The organism is Mesorhizobium sp. Cs1299R1N3, assembly GCF_037179625.1.
GTDB lineage: Bacteria > Pseudomonadota > Alphaproteobacteria > Rhizobiales > Rhizobiaceae > Mesorhizobium > Mesorhizobium salmacidum.
Map to the genome: position 1 here is coordinate 95,732 of NZ_JAPYKQ010000010.1, position 23,322 is coordinate 119,053.

General features: G+C 60.1%; 20 protein-coding genes and 5 pseudogenes. 8 read left to right on the forward strand and 17 right to left on the reverse strand.

The features are described from left to right. Window positions 1-19: 19 nt before the first annotated feature. Together O7B34_RS21085 and O7B34_RS21090 are read right to left on the reverse strand one after the other, a co-directional pair. Window positions 20-1,342: an LLM class flavin-dependent oxidoreductase gene (locus O7B34_RS21085; RefSeq protein ID WP_337147883.1), complete on the reverse strand. Its 1,323-nt coding sequence runs from the start codon at window positions 1,340-1,342 to the stop codon at window positions 20-22. Then, window positions 1,339-2,154 carry an alpha/beta fold hydrolase gene (locus tag O7B34_RS21090; RefSeq protein ID WP_337147884.1) on the reverse strand — a complete coding sequence of 272 codons (816 nt, stop codon included), beginning with the start codon at window positions 2,152-2,154 and terminating at the stop codon, window positions 1,339-1,341. The genes O7B34_RS21085 and O7B34_RS21090 overlap by 4 nt, the downstream gene beginning before the upstream one ends. Window positions 2,155-2,290: 136 nt before the next feature. Between O7B34_RS21090 and O7B34_RS21095 the strand changes: the two genes are divergently transcribed. Beyond that, window positions 2,291-3,652 carry an NAD(P)/FAD-dependent oxidoreductase gene (locus tag O7B34_RS21095; protein ID WP_337147885.1) on the forward strand — a complete coding sequence of 454 codons (1,362 nt, stop codon included), beginning with the start codon at window positions 2,291-2,293 and terminating at the stop codon, window positions 3,650-3,652. A 222-nt stretch (window positions 3,653-3,874) separates the two neighbouring features. Here O7B34_RS21095 and O7B34_RS21100 read toward each other — a convergent pair whose 3' ends face one another. Beyond that, a complete protein-coding gene (locus O7B34_RS21100; protein ID WP_337147886.1) occupies window positions 3,875-5,065 on the reverse strand; it encodes a hypothetical protein in 1,191 nt (396 codons plus the stop codon). 380 nt (window positions 5,066-5,445) lie between these two features. On the opposite strand from O7B34_RS21100, the gene O7B34_RS21105 reads away from it, so the two are divergent. Together O7B34_RS21105 and O7B34_RS21110 are read left to right on the forward strand one after the other, a co-directional pair. After that, window positions 5,446-6,207, forward strand: coding sequence for a creatininase family protein (locus O7B34_RS21105; protein WP_337147887.1), 762 nt, complete (start codon window positions 5,446-5,448; stop codon window positions 6,205-6,207). 1 nt (window position 6,208) lies between these two features. Then, window positions 6,209-7,177, forward strand: coding sequence for an ornithine cyclodeaminase family protein (locus O7B34_RS21110; protein ID WP_337147888.1), 969 nt, complete (start codon window positions 6,209-6,211; stop codon window positions 7,175-7,177). 193 nt (window positions 7,178-7,370) lie between these two features. Here O7B34_RS21110 and O7B34_RS21115 read toward each other — a convergent pair whose 3' ends face one another. Further along, on the reverse strand, window positions 7,371-8,312 hold the full coding sequence (locus O7B34_RS21115) for a transporter substrate-binding domain-containing protein (protein WP_337147890.1): 942 nt from the start codon (window positions 8,310-8,312) through the stop codon (window positions 7,371-7,373). A gap of 156 nt (window positions 8,313-8,468) precedes the next feature. Between O7B34_RS21115 and O7B34_RS21120 the strand changes: the two genes are divergently transcribed. Next, window positions 8,469-9,833 (forward strand): flavin monoamine oxidase family protein, encoded by a 1,365-nt coding sequence (locus O7B34_RS21120; RefSeq protein WP_337147891.1) that lies wholly within the window; start codon window positions 8,469-8,471, stop codon window positions 9,831-9,833. 563 nt (window positions 9,834-10,396) lie between these two features. Here O7B34_RS21120 and O7B34_RS21125 read toward each other — a convergent pair. Beyond that, a pseudogene (locus O7B34_RS21125) lies at window positions 10,397-10,486 on the reverse strand (IS5/IS1182 family transposase); the annotation flags it as partial. A gap of 60 nt (window positions 10,487-10,546) precedes the next feature. Here O7B34_RS21125 and O7B34_RS21130 point away from each other — a divergent pair. After that, a pseudogene (locus O7B34_RS21130) lies at window positions 10,547-10,726 on the forward strand (transposase); the annotation flags it as partial. 118 nt (window positions 10,727-10,844) lie between these two features. Here O7B34_RS21130 and O7B34_RS21135 read toward each other — a convergent pair. From O7B34_RS21135 to O7B34_RS21165, 7 genes and pseudogenes are all read right to left on the reverse strand, one after another. Beyond that, complete coding sequence (locus O7B34_RS21135; RefSeq protein WP_337147892.1) at window positions 10,845-11,495, reverse strand: GntR family transcriptional regulator; 651 nt, start codon at window positions 11,493-11,495, stop codon at window positions 10,845-10,847. Window positions 11,496-11,638: 143 nt separating this feature from the next. Continuing rightward, window positions 11,639-12,475 (reverse strand): cytochrome b561 domain-containing protein, encoded by an 837-nt coding sequence (locus tag O7B34_RS21140; protein WP_337147893.1) that lies wholly within the window; start codon window positions 12,473-12,475, stop codon window positions 11,639-11,641. After that, a complete protein-coding gene (locus O7B34_RS21145) occupies window positions 12,456-13,256 on the reverse strand; it encodes an ABC transporter ATP-binding protein (RefSeq protein WP_337147894.1) in 801 nt (266 codons plus the stop codon). Before O7B34_RS21145 ends, O7B34_RS21140 begins: the two co-directional genes overlap by 20 nt. Window positions 13,257-13,268: 12 nt before the next feature. Beyond that, the gene (locus O7B34_RS21150; RefSeq protein WP_337147895.1) at window positions 13,269-14,153 is read right to left on the reverse strand and encodes an ABC transporter permease; all 885 of its coding nucleotides are present in this window, start codon (window positions 14,151-14,153) and stop codon (window positions 13,269-13,271) included. Then, window positions 14,150-15,592, reverse strand: a complete 1,443-nt coding sequence (locus tag O7B34_RS21155; RefSeq protein ID WP_337147896.1) for a sulfatase-like hydrolase/transferase — start codon at window positions 15,590-15,592, stop codon at window positions 14,150-14,152. The genes O7B34_RS21150 and O7B34_RS21155 overlap by 4 nt, the downstream gene beginning before the upstream one ends. Window positions 15,593-15,708: 116 nt before the next feature. Next, window positions 15,709-16,704, reverse strand: coding sequence for an ABC transporter substrate-binding protein (locus O7B34_RS21160; protein ID WP_337147897.1), 996 nt, complete (start codon window positions 16,702-16,704; stop codon window positions 15,709-15,711). A 299-nt stretch (window positions 16,705-17,003) separates the two neighbouring features. Beyond that, window positions 17,004-17,401, reverse strand: a pseudogene (locus tag O7B34_RS21165) (Tn3 family transposase); the annotation flags it as partial. A gap of 465 nt (window positions 17,402-17,866) precedes the next feature. On the opposite strand from O7B34_RS21165, the pseudogene O7B34_RS21170 reads away from it, so the two are divergent. The 3 genes and pseudogenes from O7B34_RS21170 to O7B34_RS21180 all read left to right on the forward strand — a co-directional run bounded on the left by O7B34_RS21170 (window position 17,867) and on the right by O7B34_RS21180 (window position 19,322). After that, window positions 17,867-18,983, forward strand: a pseudogene (locus tag O7B34_RS21170) (IS5 family transposase). Further along, entirely contained in the window at window positions 18,980-19,210 is a 231-nt protein-coding gene (locus O7B34_RS21175; RefSeq protein ID WP_337147898.1) for a hypothetical protein, read from the forward strand. The pseudogene O7B34_RS21170 and the gene O7B34_RS21175 overlap by 4 nt, the downstream one beginning before the upstream one ends. Continuing rightward, window positions 19,191-19,322, forward strand: coding sequence for a hypothetical protein (locus tag O7B34_RS21180; protein ID WP_337147899.1), 132 nt, complete (start codon window positions 19,191-19,193; stop codon window positions 19,320-19,322). The genes O7B34_RS21175 and O7B34_RS21180 overlap by 20 nt, the downstream gene beginning before the upstream one ends. Before the next feature lie 60 nt (window positions 19,323-19,382). On the opposite strand, the pseudogene O7B34_RS21185 reads toward O7B34_RS21180, so the two are convergent. The 5 genes and pseudogenes from O7B34_RS21185 to O7B34_RS21205 form a co-directional block, all read right to left on the reverse strand. After that, a pseudogene (locus tag O7B34_RS21185) lies at window positions 19,383-19,538 on the reverse strand (IS1380 family transposase); the annotation flags it as partial. Between the two features lie 62 nt (window positions 19,539-19,600). Then, complete coding sequence (locus O7B34_RS21190) at window positions 19,601-19,948, reverse strand: hypothetical protein (RefSeq protein WP_337147900.1); 348 nt, start codon at window positions 19,946-19,948, stop codon at window positions 19,601-19,603. A 132-nt stretch (window positions 19,949-20,080) separates the two neighbouring features. Next, on the reverse strand, window positions 20,081-21,196 hold the full coding sequence (locus O7B34_RS21195; protein WP_337147901.1) for an ABC transporter substrate-binding protein: 1,116 nt from the start codon (window positions 21,194-21,196) through the stop codon (window positions 20,081-20,083). 72 nt (window positions 21,197-21,268) lie between these two features. Beyond that, window positions 21,269-22,204 carry an SMP-30/gluconolactonase/LRE family protein gene (locus tag O7B34_RS21200; RefSeq protein WP_337147902.1) on the reverse strand — a complete coding sequence of 312 codons (936 nt, stop codon included), beginning with the start codon at window positions 22,202-22,204 and terminating at the stop codon, window positions 21,269-21,271. A gap of 62 nt (window positions 22,205-22,266) precedes the next feature. Further along, window positions 22,267-23,322: an ABC transporter permease gene (locus tag O7B34_RS21205; RefSeq protein WP_337147903.1), complete on the reverse strand. Its 1,056-nt coding sequence runs from the start codon at window positions 23,320-23,322 to the stop codon at window positions 22,267-22,269.

Below are 23,322 nucleotides of genomic sequence, written 5' to 3' on the forward strand. Positions count from 1 at the left end.
AGTCCCGCCCTTTCAGAAATCACGGCTCAAGCGGAACACGAAGGTCGTCGACGTGCGCGGTGCGAATGTCGACGAGGCCCCTTCCGTCCAAGTGCACGGTCGGCCTAGCACGCGGCTCCTCAACGCGACTGCCGTATTCGCTGATCGTTTGCCAGGCGGCATTGTCGCTGTGGTCCCAGATAGGCTTGCCACCCGGGGCCCTGAACTTCGGCATGACCTCTTCCGCGAAGAGGGTCATGTTCTTCCTGGTCAGCCAAGCGGGCATCGTCCAAGCGTCCCCGCACACGACCAAGCGACCGGCGCCCATTTTTGACGTGAGCTCTTCTATCTGCTCAACCACGGTGCTCGGCGAACCGCAGATGATCGCGCGGTCCGCGAGCGCCTCCTCGAAGGTCGTCTTGCTGATGTCCTTGCTGCGATACCCCCCCGCTGCCATTCCGCGGAGCGATTGCTCGGAAACATGGCCAGGCGGGAACGAGTCGTGGAAGGGCGATCCGTACGAATTCTGAAGCATCGACATGAAATGCGCCTCGACCTCAAGGCGGGCCTGCTTGTCGGATTCGGCGACGTGGACGGTGGCGGTTGCCACGATCTGGCGCGGATCCGCAGTATACCCCGCCTGTTCGCACATATCTCTGAAAGTCTGAACGTTGCGAAGCAGCACCGGAAGCGGCACTAGGATCGCGAGGTAGGTGTATCGGTTTTCGGCAGCGAATTTGAGCGACTCCTTGGAGCCGACGGCCGGAATCCAGACTTCAGGATAGGGCTTCTGCACAGGCTTGGGCCATAGATTTGCGTAAGGCGCGCGGAAGAACTTGCCGTCCCAGTCGAACGGACCCTCGTCGGTGAAGGCCTTTTTCATCAGGTCGTGTGCTTCGCGGTGACGCTCGCGAGCATGGGTCGGATCGATGCCCAGGGCATGGTAGTTGGGGCCGATCCCCATAGGCATGCCGAAGAAGTAGCGACCTTTGGAGATGTAATCGAGGGTCGCCACCTCCTCCGCGTAGCGCATGGGCGTGAGGTAAGTGTTGATGATCGAGCCGACCGCTCCAATCCGAATGTGTTTCGTCCTGGCGGCCAGCGCGGTGCAGATGACGATCGACTGTCCTGAAACAGCATTCGGACCACCATGCTGTTCGAGAACAACCAGCCCGTCAAAGCCAAGCTGCTCGCCAAAGACCATGTTGTCGAGAAAGTCCTCGATAATCCGCTGCCCGCGAATGGGGTCGTAGTAGTCGGTTGGCGTGCTGATGAAGATTGACTTCCCAAGCTGTTCACGCCGCGGAATGAAGCTGTATTTGCCACCGTTGTTGAGATAGAATTCCAACCGGTTCATGGTCATGCCTTCTCATTTCGCTTAATGAATCCGCTCACCAGGTTGGCGAGCGCCACAGGTTCCTGAACGTAGGGGACATGGGACGTCGGCCTGTCCCCGCCGCGAATGTATTCAAGCTCAGCGCCGGGAATGAGATCGGCATAGCGACGCATCACAGCCTCGTTCAGGACCCGGTCCTCGTCCGCAAGGATCACCCGTGTCGGCGCCTTGATGCGGGCGAGCCTATGCTCCAGCCGGACGTCGTAGCGCGGGTTCCACATCAAACGCGCCTGCGTCGTCAGTTCTCCGTAGTCGTGAACCAGTTGCTCGACCCGCTCGTCTTCCTCAAGATATTCGGGATATGCATCCGCGTGGCCGTTGAAGACGCGCTCGAGCGCCTCTTCGCCGGACTGCCGGAACGGATCATGAAGCAAGCTTCCACGCAGACCCGCCGGCGTGATCAACTGGAGGCTTCGCAGCCTGTGGGAGAAGAAGATGGCAAAATGAGCTGCCATCCAGCCCCCTAGCGAATGTCCTATGAGATGGAAGGTCCTCAGACCCAATTCGTCGAACAAATGGTCGTAGTGAATCGCGATATCGTCGAAGCCCTCCAGCCAGTCTGGGCGTGGCGTATCGCCAAACCCGGGGTGTTCAGGGACGATCAGGTCAAAGGTCTTGGACAGCTCGTCATAGAAGGGCAGCCACCGACGAGTCAGCCCGGCCCCATGAAAATAGACCGTCGGCGCTCCGCTGCCCTTGCGCCTGTAGGCGACACTCAGGCCACCTACGTCGATCTTTTGTGGTTCAGTGTAGAAAGCCCACTTCCGCGGTGAAGTCACGTCTCTCGTCCTCCTGAGATTACGGATTGTATGACGCCAATCGCCATATCGTTTGTCGCAATCTACGATTATTGAGGCGTCCCAGCGATCACAGTAGCTAGTGACCATCTTGGCCGTGCAAGGGGTTTCGAACGACATGATTGACAGTACATCTGAAAGCGCCGGAGGACTTCCCATTCGCGTGCATTCCGCGCGGCCGTCGAACTTCCTTCCCGATAAGGCGGATGCGATCGTCATCGGCGGCGGCATCATTGGACTCCTCACCGCGGCGCGGTTGCGGGAGGCGGGACTCGATACGGTTGTGCTTGAAGCTGCAAACCTGGGTTCTGGCCAATCAGGCAGAAACCTGGGGTTCATTCGCTCGCAAGGCCGAAACGCTGCGGAAAGCAAGCTGATGGTTCGTTCGCTGGAACTCTGGGATGAGCTATCGCGCAGGCTCGGCCGCGATCTGTCGTTCCGGCGCGCCGGGCACCTTTCGCTCGCGGCGGACAGGCAGGCTGCCGAGGAAGTGTCCTCCTGGAGCGGTATTGCGGCGCGAAACCGGATTCGCTTCGAGAGCCAATCGGCAGAGGCGCTAAGGGGAACAGCGCCGTGGCTGACGGACGGCTACATTGAGGCCGGCTACACGCCCGACGACGGACAGGCTGAACCTGCAGACGTAATGCGGGAATTGGGAATTTTCGTAAGGGCCCTAGGCGCCAAGGTATTCGAGCAAACCAGGGTCATTTCCCTAAAAGTGAACGGCAACTCGGTCGCCGGGGTTAAAACATCGGTTGGCGAAATCGCCTCGCGAACGATAGTGCTTGCCACAGGAGCATGGACCCGCCGGCTGCTTGCGGTCCACGGAGTAGTCCTGCCGACGCATGCAGGACATGCGACGTTGGCGGCGACTAAACCAGTGCCGAACTTCGTTGGCCAAACTGTTTGGGAGGTCGGAAGGCTCGGCTTCAGACAGGATAGCCGCGGACGGCTGGTTTTCGGCTTCGGTGGCTATGTCGACATACGTGTAAGGTGGGAAGATTTGTGTTCGGCTTTCACGCTGCTCCCCGAGTACCTGAGAAATCGCGGCAAGATGAAGCTGCACGTCGGCCAGCCGCTTGCGCGTGACGTTTTAAAGGCAGTGACGGGGCGCCAATTGCATCCCTTCGAATGGCGCGAGAACGAACCCAACTACGGCCAGGCCGCCGCGGGTTTGGATCGGCTTTCTGCGGTACTTGCGCTACCCTTCTCCGGGAAGCTCGAGCTAGAAACTGCTTGGAGCGGTCTCATCGACGTCACAGCCGACCACCTTCCGGCAATAGGCGACGTTGGCATCGAAGGGCTGGTCGTCGCCGCTGGCATGAGCGGCCACGGGTTCGGCCTTGCGCCCAGTCTGGCAGAGAACATCGCCGCATTGGCGTTGCGGCAATCCCATAAGGCATCGGCTCTGGCCAACTTTGCCCCTGATCGGCTTCGTGGCTTCCGGCCTTATGGTTCCCCGCGGTACGTCAAGTATTAGGTTCCACCGGATAAATTGGCTAGGCAATGCGACGTCGCAACACCATCGACGACCAACCCGAGCCGTGTGCGAGTGGGATAAACTCCGCCGATCGGCGTCTGCAATCGGTGGTCAGGGCCGTCCGTTGGTGCGGCTCGCATTTGAACAAGCCGGGCACTCATGCCCTCTGCCACCGGGGCAACCCAGGCCACAACACGCTATCCGGGGATGCGATGCTGCACGCTAAGCAACGCTATAATCGTTCGGCTTGCGAATGCGTTCGATTGGCAATTCTCTGCTTGCAAGCATGCATCTGCCCAACCTGACCGATCGATAATCGAGGTCCTGAGCCCGTGTCACCAATGTAGCGATGTCGCGAAAGTACAATTGCATCCGCTGCCCGTTACGCAGTGAGCCAGTGCTCGTCGCCCCGACCATTTCCCGTACCGCGTTCCAGACCATCTCTTCGGCTAGCTTGTACACGCAGCATATTTCGTGAATCCGCGTCGCGTCGAAAGCTATGCCATTCGTCACTGCCTCTCGTGCATACCGCCCGTAGAGCCTCGCGCCGTGCCTCACGATTCCCCGCGCAGCTTCCACCTGCGACGCTGAGCGACCGAGCACCCTTTGAAAGGGTTCCGTTACCGAATGAAGGACATCGCCCTCATACTTGTTGGGCCGGCGAGCTGAAAAGTCGATCAGTTCATCGAGGGCTGCCAGACCCACCCCCACCGCAATTGCGGCAAGGCTACCAGTCACAAATCCCGGAGAACGGCCCCCGTACAGCGAATTTCCATGAAGCGCACTGCCCGCCGTGCCGCCATGATGCGGAGGCATTACGTCGTAGACAGCTATCATACGATCCGGCACGAAGGCATCTATCAACTCGACGCTGTTTGAGCCACTGCCGTTCATGCCGAGCAGATCACCCCAGTCATCCAGGATTCTGAAGTCTCCTTTCGGCACCAAGATCGACGCCAACGGCTGTTCAATTGACTCGAAGTCACCGCTCGCGGTTCCCGAGGAAAATTCCGGAATAACACCATTCGGAATGTTCCCCATGAAATAGGGAGCGTGCGGCACGCCGGAACAAAACCGCCATTTGCCGGATATCCTATAACCACCCTCCACCCGCTTCGCTGTTACCGTCTGGGGATTAGCGGACCAAGGAGCGGAGAAATCCGGCGCCTGGCTAAAAATCTCCCTTTGCACGTCTTCGCCATAATAGCTTGAAAGCTGCACGACGTGACCTGCGCCCAACGCGTACCACCATGCGGTGTCCGGGCACCCGCGACCTATCTCCATGGTCAGCTCGTAGAAATCTTCTTGAGCGAGCTCGAAGCCGGAAAATTTCCGAGGGGTCAGCACCCTATAAAATCCAGCCCCGACGAAGTCCTGATAAATCTCCTCCGACACCCCGAACTTTTCGGTCACAGGCTGACCGTTCCGCAGCTTCGTTCTCATCGAAGCCGCGCGAGCTAAAAGATCGCCTATCTTTGGAGAACTCATTTCCTGGAGAGCTTCTGGCCTGCTCACTGCAATTCCTTTCGGCGACCAACACTGAAGGGGAAACGCACCTGCTGAGCTGCGACGGCCTCGAGCGTGGTAGAAAGTCTAGGCCCAGCACCTGCATTGGCCATCACAAGACCCTGTGACTGGCCGGCCAGTTGAACCTGATACAATGACTGTGCATCGCGGTCGCAGCCGTCAAACGGAAAATGAGACTCCGCAATTCATAGGCTCATGCTTGGGCAGGTTCCCCGCCACAGGCGTTCACTGTCCACTCGACGATTCAACTGAAGCGGGGCGCTTACATGCCAAGCAGCAAAAACGAAGTGACCAACTCGGTTTACGTTTGGGAAGAACAAAATCGTTCATCATTAAAGGCGCTGGGGGAGAACGCGCTCGTGGTGGTGCCACTGGGCGCGATTGAGCAGCACGGCCCTCACCTTCCAACCGGGACCGATATCTTCTTGGCGGGCACCGCCGTGGAGCGGGCTACGGCGCGGGCGGCAAAGGCATCGGCCAGAGATTTCGTTATCGCATCGTTCCTCAGAATTGGATCGTCCGATCATCATCTGCCATTCGGCGGCACGATATCCCTTCCCCCAGCCACAATGCTGTTGGTTCTCACCGACGCTGTGAAAAGCATGAAACACTCGGGCGTCAAGCGCGTGGTCCTCGTGAACGGCCATGGTGGGAATACCGGCGTTTGCCATGCAGCAGCCGCGGCCATATCCACGTCAACTGACATCACCATAGCCGTCTTGGACTATTGGGTTTTCGGAAGCGTAGGCTTCGACACCGCATATGTCCCTGGCCATGCTGGCCGATGGGAAACATCCCTGATCTTGGCTTCGCGTCCCATGCTGGTCCGCGACCGCGCAGTACGCCAGCTTGCGGCGGATGCCCAAACCCCAGGCGCCGGCGTCTACAGTTCGGCCATCTGGTCTTCAATCGACGGCTACACCGACGACGCCGCCTGCGTGAGTGCGTCGATGGGTGCGCAAATTTGGGACCACATAGAAAGCGGGCTCGCCGATCGGCTGGTCGAACTATCGAGGATAATGCCGTAACATGCCTACCGTCCGGTATCTATCTCGCGGCGACGTGCTGTCACTTGGCAGATCGCTCGACGTCGAAATTTGCTTGGCACGGATCCTCATCGAAACAGAGCAGAAATCCGCCGGCCAGGCTGTCCGGATGGAACTGTCGCCGAGCACGCTGCCAGGCGTGCTGGCGCTCATGCCCGCGTTCAGATCCGGGGCAAGCCGTTCATTCGCTGCCAAAGTCGTCAGTGTCATGCCAGAAAACCCTAAAAAGGGCCTTTCAGCACATCAGGGAATCGGCGTCCTGTTTGACGGCGACGAGGGCGTAGTCGTTGGCATGGTGGATGCGGGAGCGCTAACCGAACTAAGAACTGCCGGGCTTACTGCGCTGGCCAGCAGAACGCTTGCGACGCCTGGGGCGAGCCGGGCACTGATTGTCGGAGGTGGACACCAGCTCCTTCCCCATATCCGGGCTCTTTCCAAAATTGAGTGGATTTCCTCGCTGGCCGTTTGGGTGCGCCGCCCGGATGCAGCAAGACAGATCGAGCGTGAGCTGCATCTGGCCGGCCTTGATATCGAGATCGAGCCGCATATCGACTCCGCCGTCCAGGCCGCCGACATCGTCACTACAATCACGAGCGCCTCCCAGCCGGTCATCCATCGAGAATGGCTTAGGCCTGGAACCCACTTGAACGCTATTGGATCGAGCAACCATTCTGTGCGCGAGCTCGACAAGAGCGTTGTGGACGGCTGCGATCTCTTCGTTGACGACGAGGCATCCGTAAAAAGGCTGGCTGGTGAATTCTCCGGGCTTGCGGAATATCCAGCGATGACCAGCCTAGGGTCTGTGCTCGCGGGCAACGCCTCGGGCCGCCGCAACGCAGAATCCATTACGGTCTTCAAGTCTGTGGGGATAGCGACCCAAGACCTGGCCTTGATGGATGGCCTGCTGTCCCTAGCAACCGTCACGGACGTGGGCCAACTCCTCGAGTTCTAGAGACGGCCGGTCCCACAACTTTGCCGCTAGGCCCAAGAATGTAAAATCCTGTCGCTGAGCTGGCAGCGTCATGGCGGCAAGGCCTTATTGCGCGCGGTCTTCTTTGCGTGCTCGGCAGATCAAACCGACTGAGGCGGACCGCAAGCGGCCCGCCTCAGTCATCTGCTTAACGGTCCCTGAGGCTTACGGAGGCTCAGTGAGCGACTTCGCCTACCGGGGTATTCGTCAAAGGATTGATTTTCACCTCGTCGGCTGACAGGGCGCCCGAGCCCGCATCGTATTTGTCCAACGCAGCTTTGTAGCTGCCGTCCGCGACTATTTTCTGCATCGCTACGAGAATAGCTTTCGTAAGGCCTGGATTATCCTTGGTCACTGCCAGGCCGTACAGCCCGGGATTCCATTCCTTCGTTTGATCGTAGTTCATGCTGACAGCCTCCAGCCGGCTGTCGCTGGCTTTGGCTATGCCGCGTGTCGTCATGTACGATTCGTAGTACGCCTGACTCTGGCCGGAAAGAACCGAAACGGAAGCCGCCGAGGCCGAGGGGAAGAATACCATCTTAATGTCACCCTTTCCTGCGGGCTCGCAATACTTTTTGCTAATCCCCGTCAGTTCCTTTTCCATCAGAGATCCGGCGGGCGCGCCGATGGTCAATCCGCAAAGCGATGTTACATCGCTGGTGACATGGTTGGGGTTGCCGGCCGGGACCAGAGCGCCGGACGTGCTCTTATAGTAAGGTACGAAGTCCATAAGGGCTTTTTCGCGGTCAGGAGTCACACTGATTTGCCCCATGAGCACGTCCAGCGATCCCGACCGCAAGCCCGGTATCTGCCCCGGCCAGGCGGTATTCACCCAATCCATCTTGACTCCCAAAATGGGCGCGAGGTGCGAAACGATATCGGGAGCAATGCCTACCGGCTTGGTAGCATCCTGCGGATCCGCGTTTAGGTGCGGAAGGCTTTCATAGGCGCCGCCCATGCGGATCACGCCGGCAGATTTGATCTGGTCAGGCAATTGGTCATGCAGTGCCTTGTCGGCTTCTTCCGCGTACGCGGAAGACCAGGTCGAGACTGCGCTGGACAGGAATAACGTAGCGAAACGAATCGCAGACTTCGAAGGTGGCTTAATGTTTTTCATTGCTCTCTCCCTGCATGTTCCCGGATTCCCCATGGTCCAGGTGCACAGCGACCCTACGACCCCTCATGTTATCTCCGCCATAACAGTCTCCTGTTACAAAAGGCTTCCATCCATATGTGTTAGGGATGCTCCGACATTAAGTGGGGAGGAGATCCGGTGCAGGCAGAAAGGGCCACTTCGGAGAAAGTCTATCGGCAAGCCGACGTGGTCGTTGTTGGCCTCGGCATATCCGGCCTTATCGCTATGAACCTGCTCGAAAAGCAGGGAATTTCCACGATCGGCGTGGACGGCAGGGACCGTATCGGAGGGCGGGTTGCCAGTATCAGGACGCGCGGCGGCCGGGCGTTTGAAGCTGGCGGCGAATTTGTGAAGCCGGGGCACAAGCGCGTCCTTGCGACGCTGGAAGCGCTCGACATCGCCACTGTGCCAGTCCCCGAACCGTTTGGCCTCGATGTTGTGATCCATGGCGGCACTAGATGGGAGGAGAGATCGCCATTTGCGGAAATGCCTGCGAGCCAGGCGGCCTACAACGACCTCCATGGCCGATTCCGCGCCCTCTTCACGGACTGGGGTGCAGGTGGCGCGTCGGAGGCACCCGACGAACACCTATCCTTTGGTGGTTGGGCGGCTCACCATGCGACTGATGCACACGCGATAAATCGGTTCTGCAGAGACATCGTTTTCGGCATGGGGGGTCGGGACGCTGCTGGCGTCTCGTTTGCGGCAGCCCTAGACTATCATTCGTCAGTGCCCCACGAAAACTGTGAGGTGAGGTCGCTGCGGATCGCAGGCGGAGGCAGCCAGATAGCTCTCCGTCTCTCGAACCAGATTGCCCCGGGGAAATTCTTGCTGCAGTCGGAGGTCACGTCAATCTCATCGACGCATGACGCAGTGCGAGTTCGCCACCGGAATGGGGAAATCGAGGCGAGCATGGCGATCGTTGCCATGAGCCCTGCCCTCGCCCGGTCGATCCGGATCGATCCGCCGCTCCCTGCACAGAAGATCCAGACCCAAGACGCCTGGATCCAACGGAGTGCTATCAAAAGCCTGATCATATTTGACAGGCCATGGTGGAGAGACAGAAACCTGAGTGGCCATGCTGACGGTGACCTTGCCTTGATGCAAGTCCTGGACGTCAGCCCAATGGGTACACAGGAGGGCTGGCTAATGGCGTTCGAGAATGTCGACACGGGCCTGGATGAACGGCACACCGCCGGACAATACGAGGCACATGCCGCAGCAAACCTTCGACGGTATTTTGGCGAATTTGACAATCCCATCTCAGATTTCGGGGCACAGGTATGGGCCCTTGATCCTTTTGCGGGAGGATGCGGCTCTCCGCTGCCACCAGGATTTCCGATAAGCGCGAGGCTCGGGCTGGCAGAGCCTCACGGAAGCATCCTGTTTGCGGGGACGGAAATCGCCCGCTCCGGTTGGGGGTCCATCGAAGGGGCGATATGCGCGGGCGAGCGGGCAGCCGCCGAAGCGCTCAGCCGGCTACGGGTTACCGAAGCCGGCTGAGCGCCCGGTTCAGGGCCGCTGAGCGCCAAGTGAGCCTTCGCGGGCGACACGCCCGAGGATCTATCAAAAATTAGCAGCCGGGCAAACCATGTCACATGCGGCAGCGATGTAGACCATGCAGAGATCCTTTTATGAATGCCCCGCGCGCACAGACGCGTTTAAGTGGAGGCTTCAACAAATGTGGGTAGACATGGACCAGAGCGGGAACTGGCACCTCAACGACCGTGACGTTTTCACCTCGCTGCACATACAGCAGCCCTCGACACTCGGCTTACGAGCGATGGAACGGTCCATGGCCGACCAACATGTAGGAGGCTTGGCCCCAACGCTTGAGGACCACGCCTGGCTTTCAATCGAATGGCTTCGCAGCCACTCGGCCGGCGAAACCTGGAACCAGAAATTCGACGATATGCTGTCCTACGCTGTCAAACGCGGTTGGCTTACTGGCGATGGCCAAGGGGTACTGGTTCACATTGAATCCTAGGCGGTTTTTACATTCAAAGGCACCGTCTGAGTGCTGCGACGAGATTTAGGAAGCCCGTGTAGTTTCTGGCGAACTTCTATCGAGTTTCTATACGCCTGAAGTGTTTGATCTTGTTGAAGAACCGTTCGACCAGGTTGCGCTCCTTGTATAGCGAGGCATCAAAGGTTCGCCATGTGGCGGTGGTCTTGCGACGCGGCATGACCGGCTTGGCATCAGCAGCGGCTATGGCGTCCATGGCGCCATCGTGCACCTGATCCGCCACTCGCTGGAGTTCGTGTCCTGGAAGGACCGCAGGCCAGTCGTGCCGGCGCTCAGGGCGGTCTATCGCGCCAAAGACGCCGAGGCCGGCCGAAAGGCGCCAGCCGCTGCCGACGTCGAAGACGCGTATGTATGGGACCGGTCGGCGCCGGACAGACGACGAAACTGATCAAGAAGGCGCCCACGCAGCGCTTCAAGACGATCCATGTCGAGCCGGATTCAAGCGACGCGATTTCCCGCGCATCACACCCGGTCACGGATTTCCCGCTTCAGCGGCTCAGATGGCTCAGGGCCGCTATGCTCGATCTGAGTATATGGCGTCTCGTCGCCTGCTGGGCCCCCATCATGTCATGCGCCAAGATGGCGTCAACGATAGCCTTGTGCTCCTCATAGGACAACCGGCGTTCGTCGGACGATTGAAATTGAAACCGCTGAAAGGGTGCGGTCTGGACCCGAACTACCCTCGATGCCGCCGCCAGGCTGTCATTTGACGAAAGTTTCGAGATCATGTCGTGGAATATGCGATTGGCCGCAGCGAAGGCGTCAGCCGGTCCCTTCTCCACCAGCTTACCGCAGGCTTCGTTGAGATCTCTCAAGGCGATCTTGTCGTGCAGGTCGGCTCGCACAGCAGCCCATCCGGCCGCCAGCGCCTCCAGTTCCGCATCTGCCTCGAACGCCCTACCGACACGGCCTGCGTCGACCACGCTGACCACCGCACTGCGGCGGGGACTTATGGTGACAAGCCCTGCCGCGGCCAATTGCTTGATCGCATCCCTTATCGGCGTCCGCGACACGCCAAACCTTTCGGCCAGATCGCTCTCGTCAAGTTTCTCGTTGAGGCCGAACTGGCCAGACATGATCTCATCGGCCAGCGTTCGCCGAATCGAATCGCCAAGCGTCAAAGTGCTATTGTCGTCCACTCGAATCCTCCTCCGGACACCTCTACGTTGTAGCGTCCGTCATTGTCGAACAACATCGCCTATGCTGGCGCGCTCGACCGTTTTGATGAGAGCTATGGCACGGACCTTGATACATCGTTCGGCGAAAGAACGTACAGAACCATTTAAAGCCGGTGCCGAGAGCTACATTCTTCGGCATCATCGCGTTGGGTCGCCCGCACGATGCCCCAGCCTATCGGTCGCACGTTGTTTCCCGGATGGATTGGGTCCGGCCCCCAGATGGCTTCATAAGTATCGCGCGCACGGCCATGGTGCTGCAGCCAGAGGAAGGTCACGATAAAAGCCAGCCACCAGATCGACAGAACGAGCCCCATCCAACGCGGCGCATTGACCTCCCAAAGACCAAAACAGGTCGCCGCCCATGACATGAGCAAGGTCGCATACCCGGTCGATTTGTGCATATATTCGAACACAACGCGGCGCGGCGTCATGTTGTAGTGATCGCCAAACCAGCTTCCGTCGTCCGCCGGCTTTGTCGGTCCGCCCTTCGAGCCGCGCAGCATACCTCCCGCCACCTGCATGCCGAGAAGGATAAGCACGCTCCAGCCAAGCCATCGGTGGATAGCCGCGGTCGAGGACGTGCGCCAGACATGCGGGAATATCAACGCGACGGCGGCGAGCGCGATGACCGCGCCGCTCCACTGGCACCAGAGATGCAATTTCCACCAAGTTGGATTGTCCTTCACACACGGCCAGTCCTGGCCCGGAACGATCTTGAAGAACCGCGCGGCAAGAATGCCCGCCGGAAGGAGGATACTCCACGTAACCACCATGAGGCGGGCGTGCCAGCTCGCGTAGAAATCGATGGAATGGGGACGAGTGAAGTCAAGCGGCGTCAGGAACCATTCCAGACCTACGAACCCGATCGCGACGCCTGAAACCGCCGCGCCGAACAGGAAAAGCGCTCCGAAAGCAGCAGCCCTACTGCTGGTGAGCCGCATTGGCGTCCATCTGCTCCGTCTTCCACATTTCCTCCTCCAGGCTGTCGAGGATTTGACGTTCGTATTTCACGAAGCCATCGTCGGTGACCTTTCGCGGATGCGGCATCTCGATCGGAAACACCGTCTTGATGCGCGACGGCCTTGCCGAGAACAGAGCGACCTTGTCGGACAGAAGAATCGCTTCCTCGACATTGTGGGTGACGAAGAGCGTCGTCTTCCTGGTCTTCTGGTGGATCGAAATGAGGTCGCTGATCATCTTACTTCGCGTTTGCGCGTCGAGCGCACCGAATGGTTCGTCCATCAAGAGGATCTGCGGGTCGTAGGCCAGCGCCCTGGCGATCGCCACGCGCTGTTTCATGCCGCCCGACAGATGTTCGGGATACCGGTCCTCGAATCCTTGCAGGCCGGTCATCTGGATCAGCTCCGCGACACGCCTGTCCTGCTCGACCTTACTCTTACCGGCGATCCGCATTCCGTAGGAAATGTTGTGGCGCACTTTCTGCCAAGGAAACAAAGCATATTCCTGGAACACGATGCCACGGTCGGCGCCCGGCCCCTGGATCGGCTTGCCGTCTATGAAACACATCCCGCTCGTCGGGCGCTCGAACCCACCGACCATGAACAGGAAGGTCGACTTGCCGCAGCCCGACGGACCGAGCAGGGAGACGAACTCCCCCTCTTTCACATCGAGGTTCACGTCCTCGATAGCGCGAATCGGGTGCGCCGACGTCTCCGCGTAGTATTTGCGGACGTGCTCGGCGGATATCTTTACGTCGTTCACGACTTCCTCCCGTCAGATGTGCTTGGCCGCCGAAACACCCCACTTGTCGACGGTCCGGCGCTCGATGAAACCGAAGACCACGCGCTGGAGCGTGACGCCGATGATGCCGACGACCATGATTCCGGAGAACATGGCGGCAGTGTCGAGGAAAGTGCGCGCATCGTATATCAGGAAGCCAACGCCATATTTCGTCGACGCGAATATCTCGCCGGCGATGACGGCACGCCAGGCGAGGCCGAGACCTAGACGATGACCCTCTATGAGATAGGGCATGGTTGCACCGATCAGCACCGTGCGCAGGATCTGGAAGCGCGACGCGCCTGCCGTCTGCGCGGCCCAGATCATCTTCGTCGGCACATTGCGCACGCCCGCCGCGGCCGTATAGATGATGGGGAAACACGCGCCGGTGACGACAACCGTGATGACGGTCTTCAAGCCGAGGCCGAGCCACAGAACGATGATCGGCACGAAGGCGATGTTCGGGATCACCATGAACAGCGAGATGATGGGATTGAGCCACGCATAAACGATGCGGTTCATGCCCATCAGCAGACCGAGAGCCGAGGAGAAGATCGAGGCTATGACGAAGCCGGACAGCATGGCGAAAAGCGTCATGCCGATGTGACGGAACATCAGAAAGCTCGGCGCGGCGCCGCTGCCGGGGCCAAGCAGTTCCAGAAGCCGCGCGAATACGAGCGTGGGCGGCGGCATCAGCAACTGGTTCGCGCCGCTCAGCCGAACGGCGGCCTCCCAGATCAGAAAGAACACAAGGATCGAAAGCGCGGGCGTGAACGAATTACCTCGCACCAGACCCACGAGAAAGCTCTCGCCTTTGTCCTGCCTTTTTTCGGCTTTCCGCTCGACCTCCTTGTTGGTCACTTCATGCGCCGTCGTCATGCCATCGCTCCAACCTTGGGTGCCGGCGTGGCGCTCGGCACGGTTTTTGACGCAACGACTTCCCGGCCACCGTATTTCTCGATCAGCACAGCCTGATCCGCCTTTGCCCTGGCGTCCACCGCTTCGGGGTCGACCAGGGCGCGCAGAAGCGCCTCGAACTCGCGAACCAGCCCATCATAGTCTCCGCTGAGGGCAAGATTGGTGAGTTCCTCCGGGTCGTCGCGCAGATCGTAGAGCTCGGGAGCGTAGCCGACATAGTGGATGTATTTGTAACGCCCGCGCCTGAGCATGAACTCGCCCGACTTGGCCGCCGTGGCGTGATACTCGCTGAACACGATCCTCGCATCGTCGTCAGGCAATTGCGCCAGTTCGACAAGGGAGCGCCCGGGCCTGGACGGATCGGCCGGAAGACCCGCGATCTGCAGCGCGGTCGGATGGACATCCACCAGCGACACCGGCGTCGTGCTCACTTTGCCGGCCGGAATTCCCGGCCCAGAGACGATCATCGGCACGGCAACGGACTCGTTATACATGGTCGACTTGCCCCATAGCCCCCTGGCTCCGAGATTTTCACCATGATCGGAGAAGAATACGACCCGTGTGCTGTCTTCCAGACCGGTCTTCTTCAATGTTCCCAGGATCTGACCAACGCAATCATCGATGAAGCTGATCAGCCCGTAGTAGGACGCGATGGCGATCCGGCGCTGGTCGTCGGATTCGAAAAAGCGGTCCCATATGTAGCAATTCTCGAAAGCCTGCCACCATTCGCTATCGCCCGTCGTGTCGTCCGCTCGCTTCTTCGGGAGCGGTATTTTCGACGGGTCGTAGAGATCGTAGAATTCCTTCGGCGCGATCAGCGGATAGTGCGGGCTGATGAAGGAGACGAAGGTCACCCACGGTTTAGCGTTCGGCTCATCCGCCTTTTTCTCCAACCAATCGCACGCCTTGTCGCGGATGCGCCTGTCATAGGCAAGGTATTCGCTTTCGCCGGGTCCGATCTTGGTCGCGAGGTCCGCGCATTGCGGCCTCATCGGCGGGTTGTCCCGGACGAGGCCGTGCGTATCGCCACCTCCATGCAGGTACATGGGCAGGTGCTGACGATCGAAGCCGGTCTGCCCTTCGAGTTCGAGGTAATGAAGCTTGCCGATTGATGTTGTCTCGACACCGGCTTCCTGCAAAGCATGCCCCCAGCTTGGAACCTCGCCGTCATAGGCCAGGCAATTGTCCCAATAGCCTGTCTGGTGCGGATAAAGCCCCGTCGCCAGCGTGGCCCTGGCAGGCACACAGATTGGACAGTTCGTATAGGCCGATTCGAACCGCGTACCCCCGGTGGCGAGGCGATCGAGGTTCGGCGTCTGCGCGATCGGGTGCCCGTAGCAGCCGAGCGCATTGGCGCTGTGCTCGTCATCCATGATGATCAATAGGTTGGGCTCGCTCATCGGTGCCGCTCCTTCAACTCGATGTTCTTCGACTGGCTTTTCTGATCGGGGACCTCGACCGGGCCAGCGTCACCGAAGGCTGGCCCCGGCGAACCGGGGCCAGCCTTCAAACGCAGCTACTTCTTCTGGTCGACAAGCTTTTCCGCATCGGCATGGAATTGCGGCATCATATCCTTGTCGAAGTCAGGCATCTCGCCACTCAGCTTGCCTTCCGCAGCAAGCCCCTTGAAGACTACCTGAAAGACCGCGACGGATTTCTTCGGATCGAATTCCGGCGAATAGTCGAAATCGACAAAGCCGGGCTGTATCTGCTCGGCAGAGATAATACGGCCGCGCCTCTGCATGCCCTGCTCGATGAGTTTCGCGGCCTGAGCGGGGTCCTTCACGAGAATGTTCTGCGCCTCGATCGTGGCAGCGACGAAACGGGTGACGACGTCTGGATTGGCTTTGGCGAATTCGCGGTTGACGACCCAGCTCGCCTGGCCGTCGGCCAGCCCTTTGAAATCTCCAATGACCTTTACAAGTCCGTTCTGAACCGCGATCGTCGTCGTCGGCGCGAACCAGATGGCGGCATCCACGGCTTTCGCCTCAAGCGCGGCGAGGATTGCGGTCGGAGGCGTGTTCAGTATCTGGAAGTCGTTGATGGACAGACCGTTCTTTTCGCACCAGTTGGCGAAGGCGCGATACGAGCCGGCGCCGATATTGGTGGCGATCTTCTTGCCTTTCAGGTCCATGAGCGTCTTGTATGGCGAGTCCATGGGAACAAGCGCCTTGACGTAAGAGCCATCTGTCCGCACGGCCGTTCCGACAACGCCCACGGCGTCGCTCTTCGTCAGCAAAGACGTGAGCGGCGTTTCCCCGACGCTGGCGATGTCGATGCTGCCGCCGATCAAGGCTTCGGCGACATCTGTTCCGGCCTTCATCGGAACGTCTTCGAGCTCCAGTCCGTAGTTGGCCGCGACACCGCTTTCAATCAGAACGAGATCCCAATCGGATGCTCTTGTGCTCATCCGGATCTTGTCGGCGGCAGCGGCGCCATAAGCATACAGAATCGAAGACAGGGCAAGCAGGCCGCCAATGGCAGCCGAAGTGACGTTCAACTTCGCGCGCATAAGTTCCTCCCACAGTGCGCGCCGCAAGGCCGAAGGGCCCTCCGGCGGAAAGCTCTCGCCTGACCTGAAAGTCGTGACGGCAGCTATTCCTCTACAATCCGTTTGTACACTAAATTAAGCTAACCTGTCAATTGTGTATCCTAAAAGGCAGGTTGCGATTATTTTTGTACACCCGTTACGCTTGATGCGAGTCCAAAGCTGGCCGACCACCGTTCGGCTCCCGAAGCGCGAATACGATTTATAGGGTCGGAACAAGATCTGCTTTCCCAGGCACGCTAAGACCGAACGAAGCATGAACATCAAGCTGCGCGAAGTCGGCGCGCAGGCAGTCTGAGCAACCGGAAGCCTTCGGGAATTTGATGCTCGGTGTCCCAGGTATAGATGCCTGTAAGGTTGATGTGTTCCCAACTGAGCGGCGAGATGTGCTTCAGCAGCATGTCGGGAATATTTTTGCCCGCTTGCCTCAGATGCACGACAGCACGGTCGAGATAGACCGCATTCCAGTGCACAATCGCGCTGACGACGAGATTGAGGCCGGATGCGCGAAGGCCTGGCTTTCGAACGATCGGTCACGGATTTCGCCTCCCTCATGGAAGAACACGGCGCGCTAGAGTTTGTGCGCAGCCTCGCCCTTGTTGAGGCCAGCCTGACAGCGCCGTCGCAGTGCCGGGCTCGAGTACCAATCGATCATGAACAACGCGTCTCAGAAGGAAAGCCAACTCGCGAGGGCTCTGCGCGAACTGGGCCGCATCGAGCGATCGTGCTGGCGACGATGTGCGCTTGCCAAGGCGCGTCGCGTGAGCAAACCTAACTGATGGAGGGCCGATGGCAGTCATTCCTGATGCAGAATCGGCTTAATTCTCAGCCTCGCGTTTCCGACCGGCAATGATCGGTGCAAGGCAGGCCCATGCTGGCCGCAAGGGCGTGTAGTGGTCCCGGCGGCAAGATGGCGAACTTCCTCTGCGCCTCTGCATCGATAGGGGCGATCGTCGGGATTAAAACTGGGGCCTGCTTGCTCGGACGGTCGGCGTATCGCTGTGACATCTTTGCAGCGTCCATCCAGCTGAGCGGCACGCGCAGGTCCTAGCAGGCTGTTGAAAAAGGGCTCGCGACAGTCCCAGGTTCGTGATTCACTCTGACCACGAAGGGGTGGGAGTGAATCGTGCGGGGCGGTGACGGACAGACGGGCGAACTGTTCAGCTACGTGGATCTTGAGGCTCGGGTGCGGCGCGATCACCCGTTGCGCCGTATTCGGGCGATTGTGAACGAGGCACTGTGGGGGCTGGAGCGGGAATTCTCGGCGCTGTATTCGCCGATCGGGCGGCCGTCGATCCCGCCGGAGAAGCTGCTGCGGGCGATGCTGTTGCAGGCGTTTTACACGATCCGCTCTGAACGGCTTTTGATGGAGCGGCTGGAATACGACCTCCTGTTCCGCTGGTTTGTGGGCATCGGCGTCGACGATGCGGCCTGGGACCATTCGGTGTTCTCGAAGAACCGCGACCGGCTGCTGGAGGGCGATATCGCGGCGAAGTTCCTGGCGGCCGTGCTCGGCGCAACCCAAGGTGAAGAAGCTTCTGTCCACGGATCACTTCTCGGTCGACGGCACGCTGATCGAGGCGTGGGCATCGATGAAGAGCGTGAAGCCGAAGAACGGGTCGGGCGAAGACCCGAAGGATGGCTCTGGCGAGCCGCCGTCAGAGGGCGCGGGGCGCAATGCTGAGGCAGACTTCCATGGCCAGAAGCGGTCTAACCAGACGCATGCATCGACCACCGATCCGGACGCAAGGCTCTATCGCAAGGGGCGGGGCAAGGAGGCGAAGCTCTGCTTCATGGGGCATGGGCTGATGGAGAACCGCCACGGCCTGCTGGTCGATGCTTGCCTGACGCAAGCCGACGGGCATGCCGAACGGATGGCGGCGCTGCACATGATCGAACCCTATCCCGACAGGCCGCAGGCAATCACGCTCGGCGCCGACAAGGCCTATGACGCGCAGGACTTCATCAATGAGCTGCGTTCGATGAAGGTGACGCCACACGTGGCGCAGAACACCAGCGGCCGTAGTTCGGCGATCGACGGGCGCACGACGCGGCATAGCGGCTATGCTGTCAGTCAGCGTATTCGCAAGCGCATTGAAGAGGCGTTCGGATGGATCAAGACGGTCGCCGGACAGGCGAAGACGAAGTTGCGTGGCCGCAACCGCGTCGGATGGGCCTTCACCCTCAGCGCCGCCGCCTACAATCTCGTGCGGTTGCCGAAGCTGCTGGCGGTGCCGACATGATCGCCCCTGCCGGCTGTCAACTGATCGGCCGCTGGCGGATCATCGAAGCTGACCTGTGGGATCGCGGCTATCGCGACCTCGGCGGACCCGCCACGATCACCATTGGGGCCGACAACCACGGTGAGATCGCCTTTGGCGCCCTGCAAGCCGGCCTCGATCTCAGCTATGGCCCCAATATGGTCTTCTTCCTGGGCCGGCTGCGACGAAATGGACGAAGTCACCGGTGACGGCTCCGCCGAACTGCTCGAAGACGGCTCGATCGAAATCACCTTCGCCTACCATAACGGCGACGAGGCCATCCTCAAGGCCAAGCGCTACACTTCTTCAACAGCCTGCTAGACCAGCGTCTCAAATCTCGCAGCGTGAGTTGCCGCTACTGAAGGAGGAGAGCAAACGCCCGGATACCCGCTCGAACAGACCGATGGCCCCATCAGCGTGTCGCAGAAGCAAGGCGCCGGCGTCTGAGGTGATCGCTCCGCCGTCGAAATCGGCGACAGCTTTGTGGCCGTCGAAGTCATCACATTCGAGCTGCTCGGCGCTACAGTGTGTCTGCATCTGACCCCATTCCTGAATCTGATCTGAAAGCAGTTTCTCAGATTCTTGGGGCCGATGCACCCTTACTTTGAGATATTCATGCTAGGCCTGTATTCGTTGGCCTCGAACAAATGATGGTGGACGCGACCTGTGAACATCGTCAGAAGATCACGGGTCACTTCGCGGCTCTGGACGCGGACGTCTGAATCCAGCGCCTTGTTGCAAGCGTCCATATCGGGATAGCGTATGGCGAGCGCCATGGCATAGCTCGGCGCGCCCTCGTCACGCTCCGTGCCGTCCATCACGCGCACTTCCTGCGCGCCCGGAAACTGCGTCCACAGCGGCACTAGGGTTTCCTTGACGAAGCGGCGGAACTCTTCCTCGCGTCCGGCATGGATTTCGCCTTCGAAGAGCGCGTAGCGGATGATCATTGAAGGGCTCCTGCGTTGATGTTGTCGCCGCGCGGGCGGCATCGCCCGCGCGTTTGTTGAACTCGCTGGGGTTCCTTTGGGGTAGCGACGGACTTGCGGGCGCACGCTTTTATGCGCCTGCGCCGTGCGGGCTTACTTGCCCCAGATTTTCTTGTACTCGTCGCGGTAGCCATTGCCGGGATCGAAAGAATTGTTAGGGCCGCCGTCGAACTCGACATTGTCTGCCGTCACGACATGCAATGGCGACAGATAGCCCGACCATTTTTCGCCGGCGATGGCGCGGTTCAGTTCGTCGACCAGCTGCCAGCCCTGCAGGTTGAGCGGCTCGGCGACCGTCACCTTCTGGAACTGGCCGGCGCGGATGCGCTGATAGGCCGATTCCGAACCGTCGCCGGCCGCGACGTTGATCGGCGCATCGGTGCCGGCCTTGCCGGCGGCGGCGAGCGAGGGTCCCATGAAGTCGAAATACAGGTCGTTGATGGCCAGCGAATGCGTCCAGGCATCGCCGTATTTCTGCAGCAGCGACGTCGTCAGCTGCGGCATGCGCTGCGAGGTCTCGGCGATCGGCGTGTCGACATATTCGAGCACCTTGCCGCCCAGCCGCTCGATCTCGGCCTTCATCTTGTCGGCTTTGGCGATGGCGATCGCATAAGTCGAGTCGGTGAAAATGACGACGCCAGGCTTGCCCTTGGCATCGGCATAGGCCCAGTCAGCCGCAGCGGTGGAGACCTGCATGGCGTCGGTCGACACGTTGGCGAAGACGCCGTCTTTTTCGTCAGGTCCGATCACCGGGCCGGCATGCCAGGACACCAGCGGAATGCCGGCGGCCTTAGCCTGCTCGAGCGCCGGCGCCTGCTCGACGGCATCGAAGCCGTTTATGACGATGCCGTTGGGCTTCAGCGCCATCGCCTGACCGAAGGCGGCGGTGCGGCCGCCAATCGAGCCGGCACCGTCGATGACCTTGACCTCCCAGCCGATCGCCTTGGCGGCTTCCTCGACACCGGTGGTGACGCCGAGAATGCCGCCGTTCTTGAGGTCGCCGGCCAAAACGACAATGGTCTTGCCCGGCTGCGCCTTCGGACCGGTGGTTGGGCCGTCCCAGGCTGTGACTTTCTGCGCATATTTCTGCACGACAGCCCTGGCGTCGGCCATGGCATCGGCTTTCGCCTGGTTGGAGAACAGAGCTGGAGCGGCGATGGTGATGGCCATCAAGGCGGCGGATGATTTCAGAAATGTCCTGCGTTGCATATTGGTACCTCCCTTTGCTTTCAAGAATTGCGTGTCGTTTCAGAATTTAACTGTTCGATCGTCGGTGACGCGTCACCGGCTGATGTCTCCGGCCACCGGGCCGGAGCCAGCCGGATGGGCGTTGACATAGATGGCGTAGAGCGATGTCTGCGCGGTGATGTAGAGGCGGTTGCGCTTGGGGCCACCGAAACAGAGATTGGAAACCAGTTCAGGAACCAGCACCCGGCCGATCAGCGTCCCGTCCGCCGCATAGACACGCACCGAGTCGGCACTCGAGGCCCAGATGTTGCCGTTGCAATCGACGCGGAAGCCATCGAACATGCCGGCCCCACACTCGGCAAAGACGTCACTTGCCCGAACCGAGCGGCCGTTGTCAGCGAGTTCATACGCGTGAATGGCGCGCGGCAAGCCCGGCACATGGCTGGCACCGGTGTCCGAGACATAGAGGGTCTTCTCGTCGTGTGAGAAGGCGAGACCGTTCGGCTGCGCCCTGTCGGTGATGACGGTACTTACCTCGCCTGAGACCGCGTCGAACCGGTAGACATGCGAGCCGCCGATCTCGGCTCTGGCGATCTTGCCCTCATAGTGGCTGTCGATGCCGTAGACCGGGTCGGTGAACCAGATCGACCCGTCGGACTTGACCACGACGTCGTTCGGCGAATTGAACCGTTTGCCGCCGATGCTTTCGACAAGCGCCTGCCAGCGCCCGTCATGCTCGAGCCGGGAGATGCGCCGCCCGCCATGTTCGCAAGCGACGACCCGGCCCTCGCGATCGAGCGTATGGCCGTTCTGATAGTCGCACGGTGTCTCGAAGACGCTGACGGAGCCATCCGTTTCGTCGTAGCGCAGCAGCCGGTCGTTGGGGATGTCCGACCACAGCAGATGCTTTGCCGAGGGTACATAGACTGGCCCTTCCGCCCAGCGGCTGCCGGTCCACAGCCTCTCAAGCTTGGCATGGCCGATAATCAGCTTGCCGAAGCGGTCGTCCAGAATCTCGTAGCCGTTCATGCTGTCATTCCGAATGGGTTCGCCGCACCAAGCATCGTCTCTCTGAGCGGTCGCGCGGACGATCACTTCGAGGAGGCTGCAACGGTCTTGATCTTGGCCTTCTGGGCCGCACCGCGCTTGCGCTGGGCGTAGCCGGCGATGCCGATAGCGACGAGCAGCGTCACCCCGTTGAACAGCGGCTCGACGAAGAACGAGCCGCCAAACTGCTGGATGCCAGAAATGCCGACGGCCAGGATGATGACGCCGGTCATCGTGCCCCAGACATTGACACGCCCAGGCTTGATGGTCGTCGAGCCGAGAAAGGCCCCGACCAGCGCCGGCAGCAGATATTCCAACCCAACGCTGGCCTGGCCGATGCGCAGCTTGGACGCCAGCAGCACCCCGGTCAGCGCCGTTAACAATCCTGAAGAGACGAAGCCCCCGATGACGAAGCGGCGCACAGGAATGCCGTTCAGCGCCGCAGCCTTCGGATTGGCGCCGATTGCGTAGACGTAGCGGCCGATCGGTAGGTATTCGAGGATGATCCACAGCGCAACGGCGATGGCCAACACATAGAGGCCGGTGATTGGCAGCCCGAACACCATGGTGCCGTTCAGCGCATAAAAACCGTTGGGCAAAACGCCAACGACTTGCCTGCCGCCCGTGTGCCACAGCGCCAGTGCATAGAGCACGGTGCCCGTACCAAGGGTGGCGATGAAGGAATCGATACGGGCGACTTCTACCAGCAGGCCGTTGAGGAAACCGGTCGCGGCCCCGAGCAGCAACACGATCAGCACCGCTAGCGGCCACGGGAAGCCGAACACTGTCTGGAGGCTGATGGCGAGGATGTGCCACAAGACGATGCCATAGCCGACCGTTAGGTCGATGCGCCCCGACGCCATTGGTATCATCGCAGCCAGCGACAGCAGAGCAATGATCGCCTTATCGGAAATGATCGAGCGCAGATTGAGCAGCGTCGGAAAGGTGTTCGGCAAAAGCACCGAAAACAGCAGGATCAACAGCACGGTCAGGATGACCAGTCCGTAGACCGGCAAAAGCCGGGCGATCTTCTGCCCCACGGACAGGTTGGCCATCTCGCCGTGGGTCGGCTCAAGTGCGCTGGATTCGATCGATTGCAT

Bases quoted from the DNA above. Each gene is read 5' to 3' on its own strand.
- O7B34_RS21085 (WP_337147883.1), bottom strand. From the start codon at position 1,342: ATGACCATGAACCGGTTGGAATTCTATCTCAACAACGGTGGCAAATAC.
- O7B34_RS21095 (WP_337147885.1), top strand. From the start codon at position 2,291: ATGATTGACAGTACATCTGAAAGCGCCGGAGGACTTCCCATTCGCGTG.
- O7B34_RS21105 (WP_337147887.1), top strand. From the start codon at position 5,446: ATGCCAAGCAGCAAAAACGAAGTGACCAACTCGGTTTACGTTTGGGAA.
- O7B34_RS21110 (WP_337147888.1), top strand. From the start codon at position 6,209: ATGCCTACCGTCCGGTATCTATCTCGCGGCGACGTGCTGTCACTTGGC.
- O7B34_RS21115 (WP_337147890.1), bottom strand. From the start codon at position 8,312: ATGAAAAACATTAAGCCACCTTCGAAGTCTGCGATTCGTTTCGCTACG.
- O7B34_RS21140 (WP_337147893.1), bottom strand. From the start codon at position 12,475: ATGCGGCTCACCAGCAGTAGGGCTGCTGCTTTCGGAGCGCTTTTCCTG.
- O7B34_RS21150 (WP_337147895.1), bottom strand. From the start codon at position 14,153: ATGACGACGGCGCATGAAGTGACCAACAAGGAGGTCGAGCGGAAAGCC.
- O7B34_RS21155 (WP_337147896.1), bottom strand. From the start codon at position 15,592: ATGAGCGAGCCCAACCTATTGATCATCATGGATGACGAGCACAGCGCC.
- O7B34_RS21160 (WP_337147897.1), bottom strand. From the start codon at position 16,704: ATGCGCGCGAAGTTGAACGTCACTTCGGCTGCCATTGGCGGCCTGCTT.
- O7B34_RS21175 (WP_337147898.1), top strand. From the start codon at position 18,980: ATGATCGCCCCTGCCGGCTGTCAACTGATCGGCCGCTGGCGGATCATC.
- O7B34_RS21180 (WP_337147899.1), top strand. From the start codon at position 19,191: ATGGACGAAGTCACCGGTGACGGCTCCGCCGAACTGCTCGAAGACGGC.
- O7B34_RS21190 (WP_337147900.1), bottom strand. From the start codon at position 19,948: ATGATCATCCGCTACGCGCTCTTCGAAGGCGAAATCCATGCCGGACGC.
- O7B34_RS21195 (WP_337147901.1), bottom strand. From the start codon at position 21,196: ATGCAACGCAGGACATTTCTGAAATCATCCGCCGCCTTGATGGCCATC.
- O7B34_RS21200 (WP_337147902.1), bottom strand. From the start codon at position 22,204: ATGAACGGCTACGAGATTCTGGACGACCGCTTCGGCAAGCTGATTATC.
- O7B34_RS21205 (WP_337147903.1), bottom strand. From the start codon at position 23,322: ATGCAATCGATCGAATCCAGCGCACTTGAGCCGACCCACGGCGAGATG.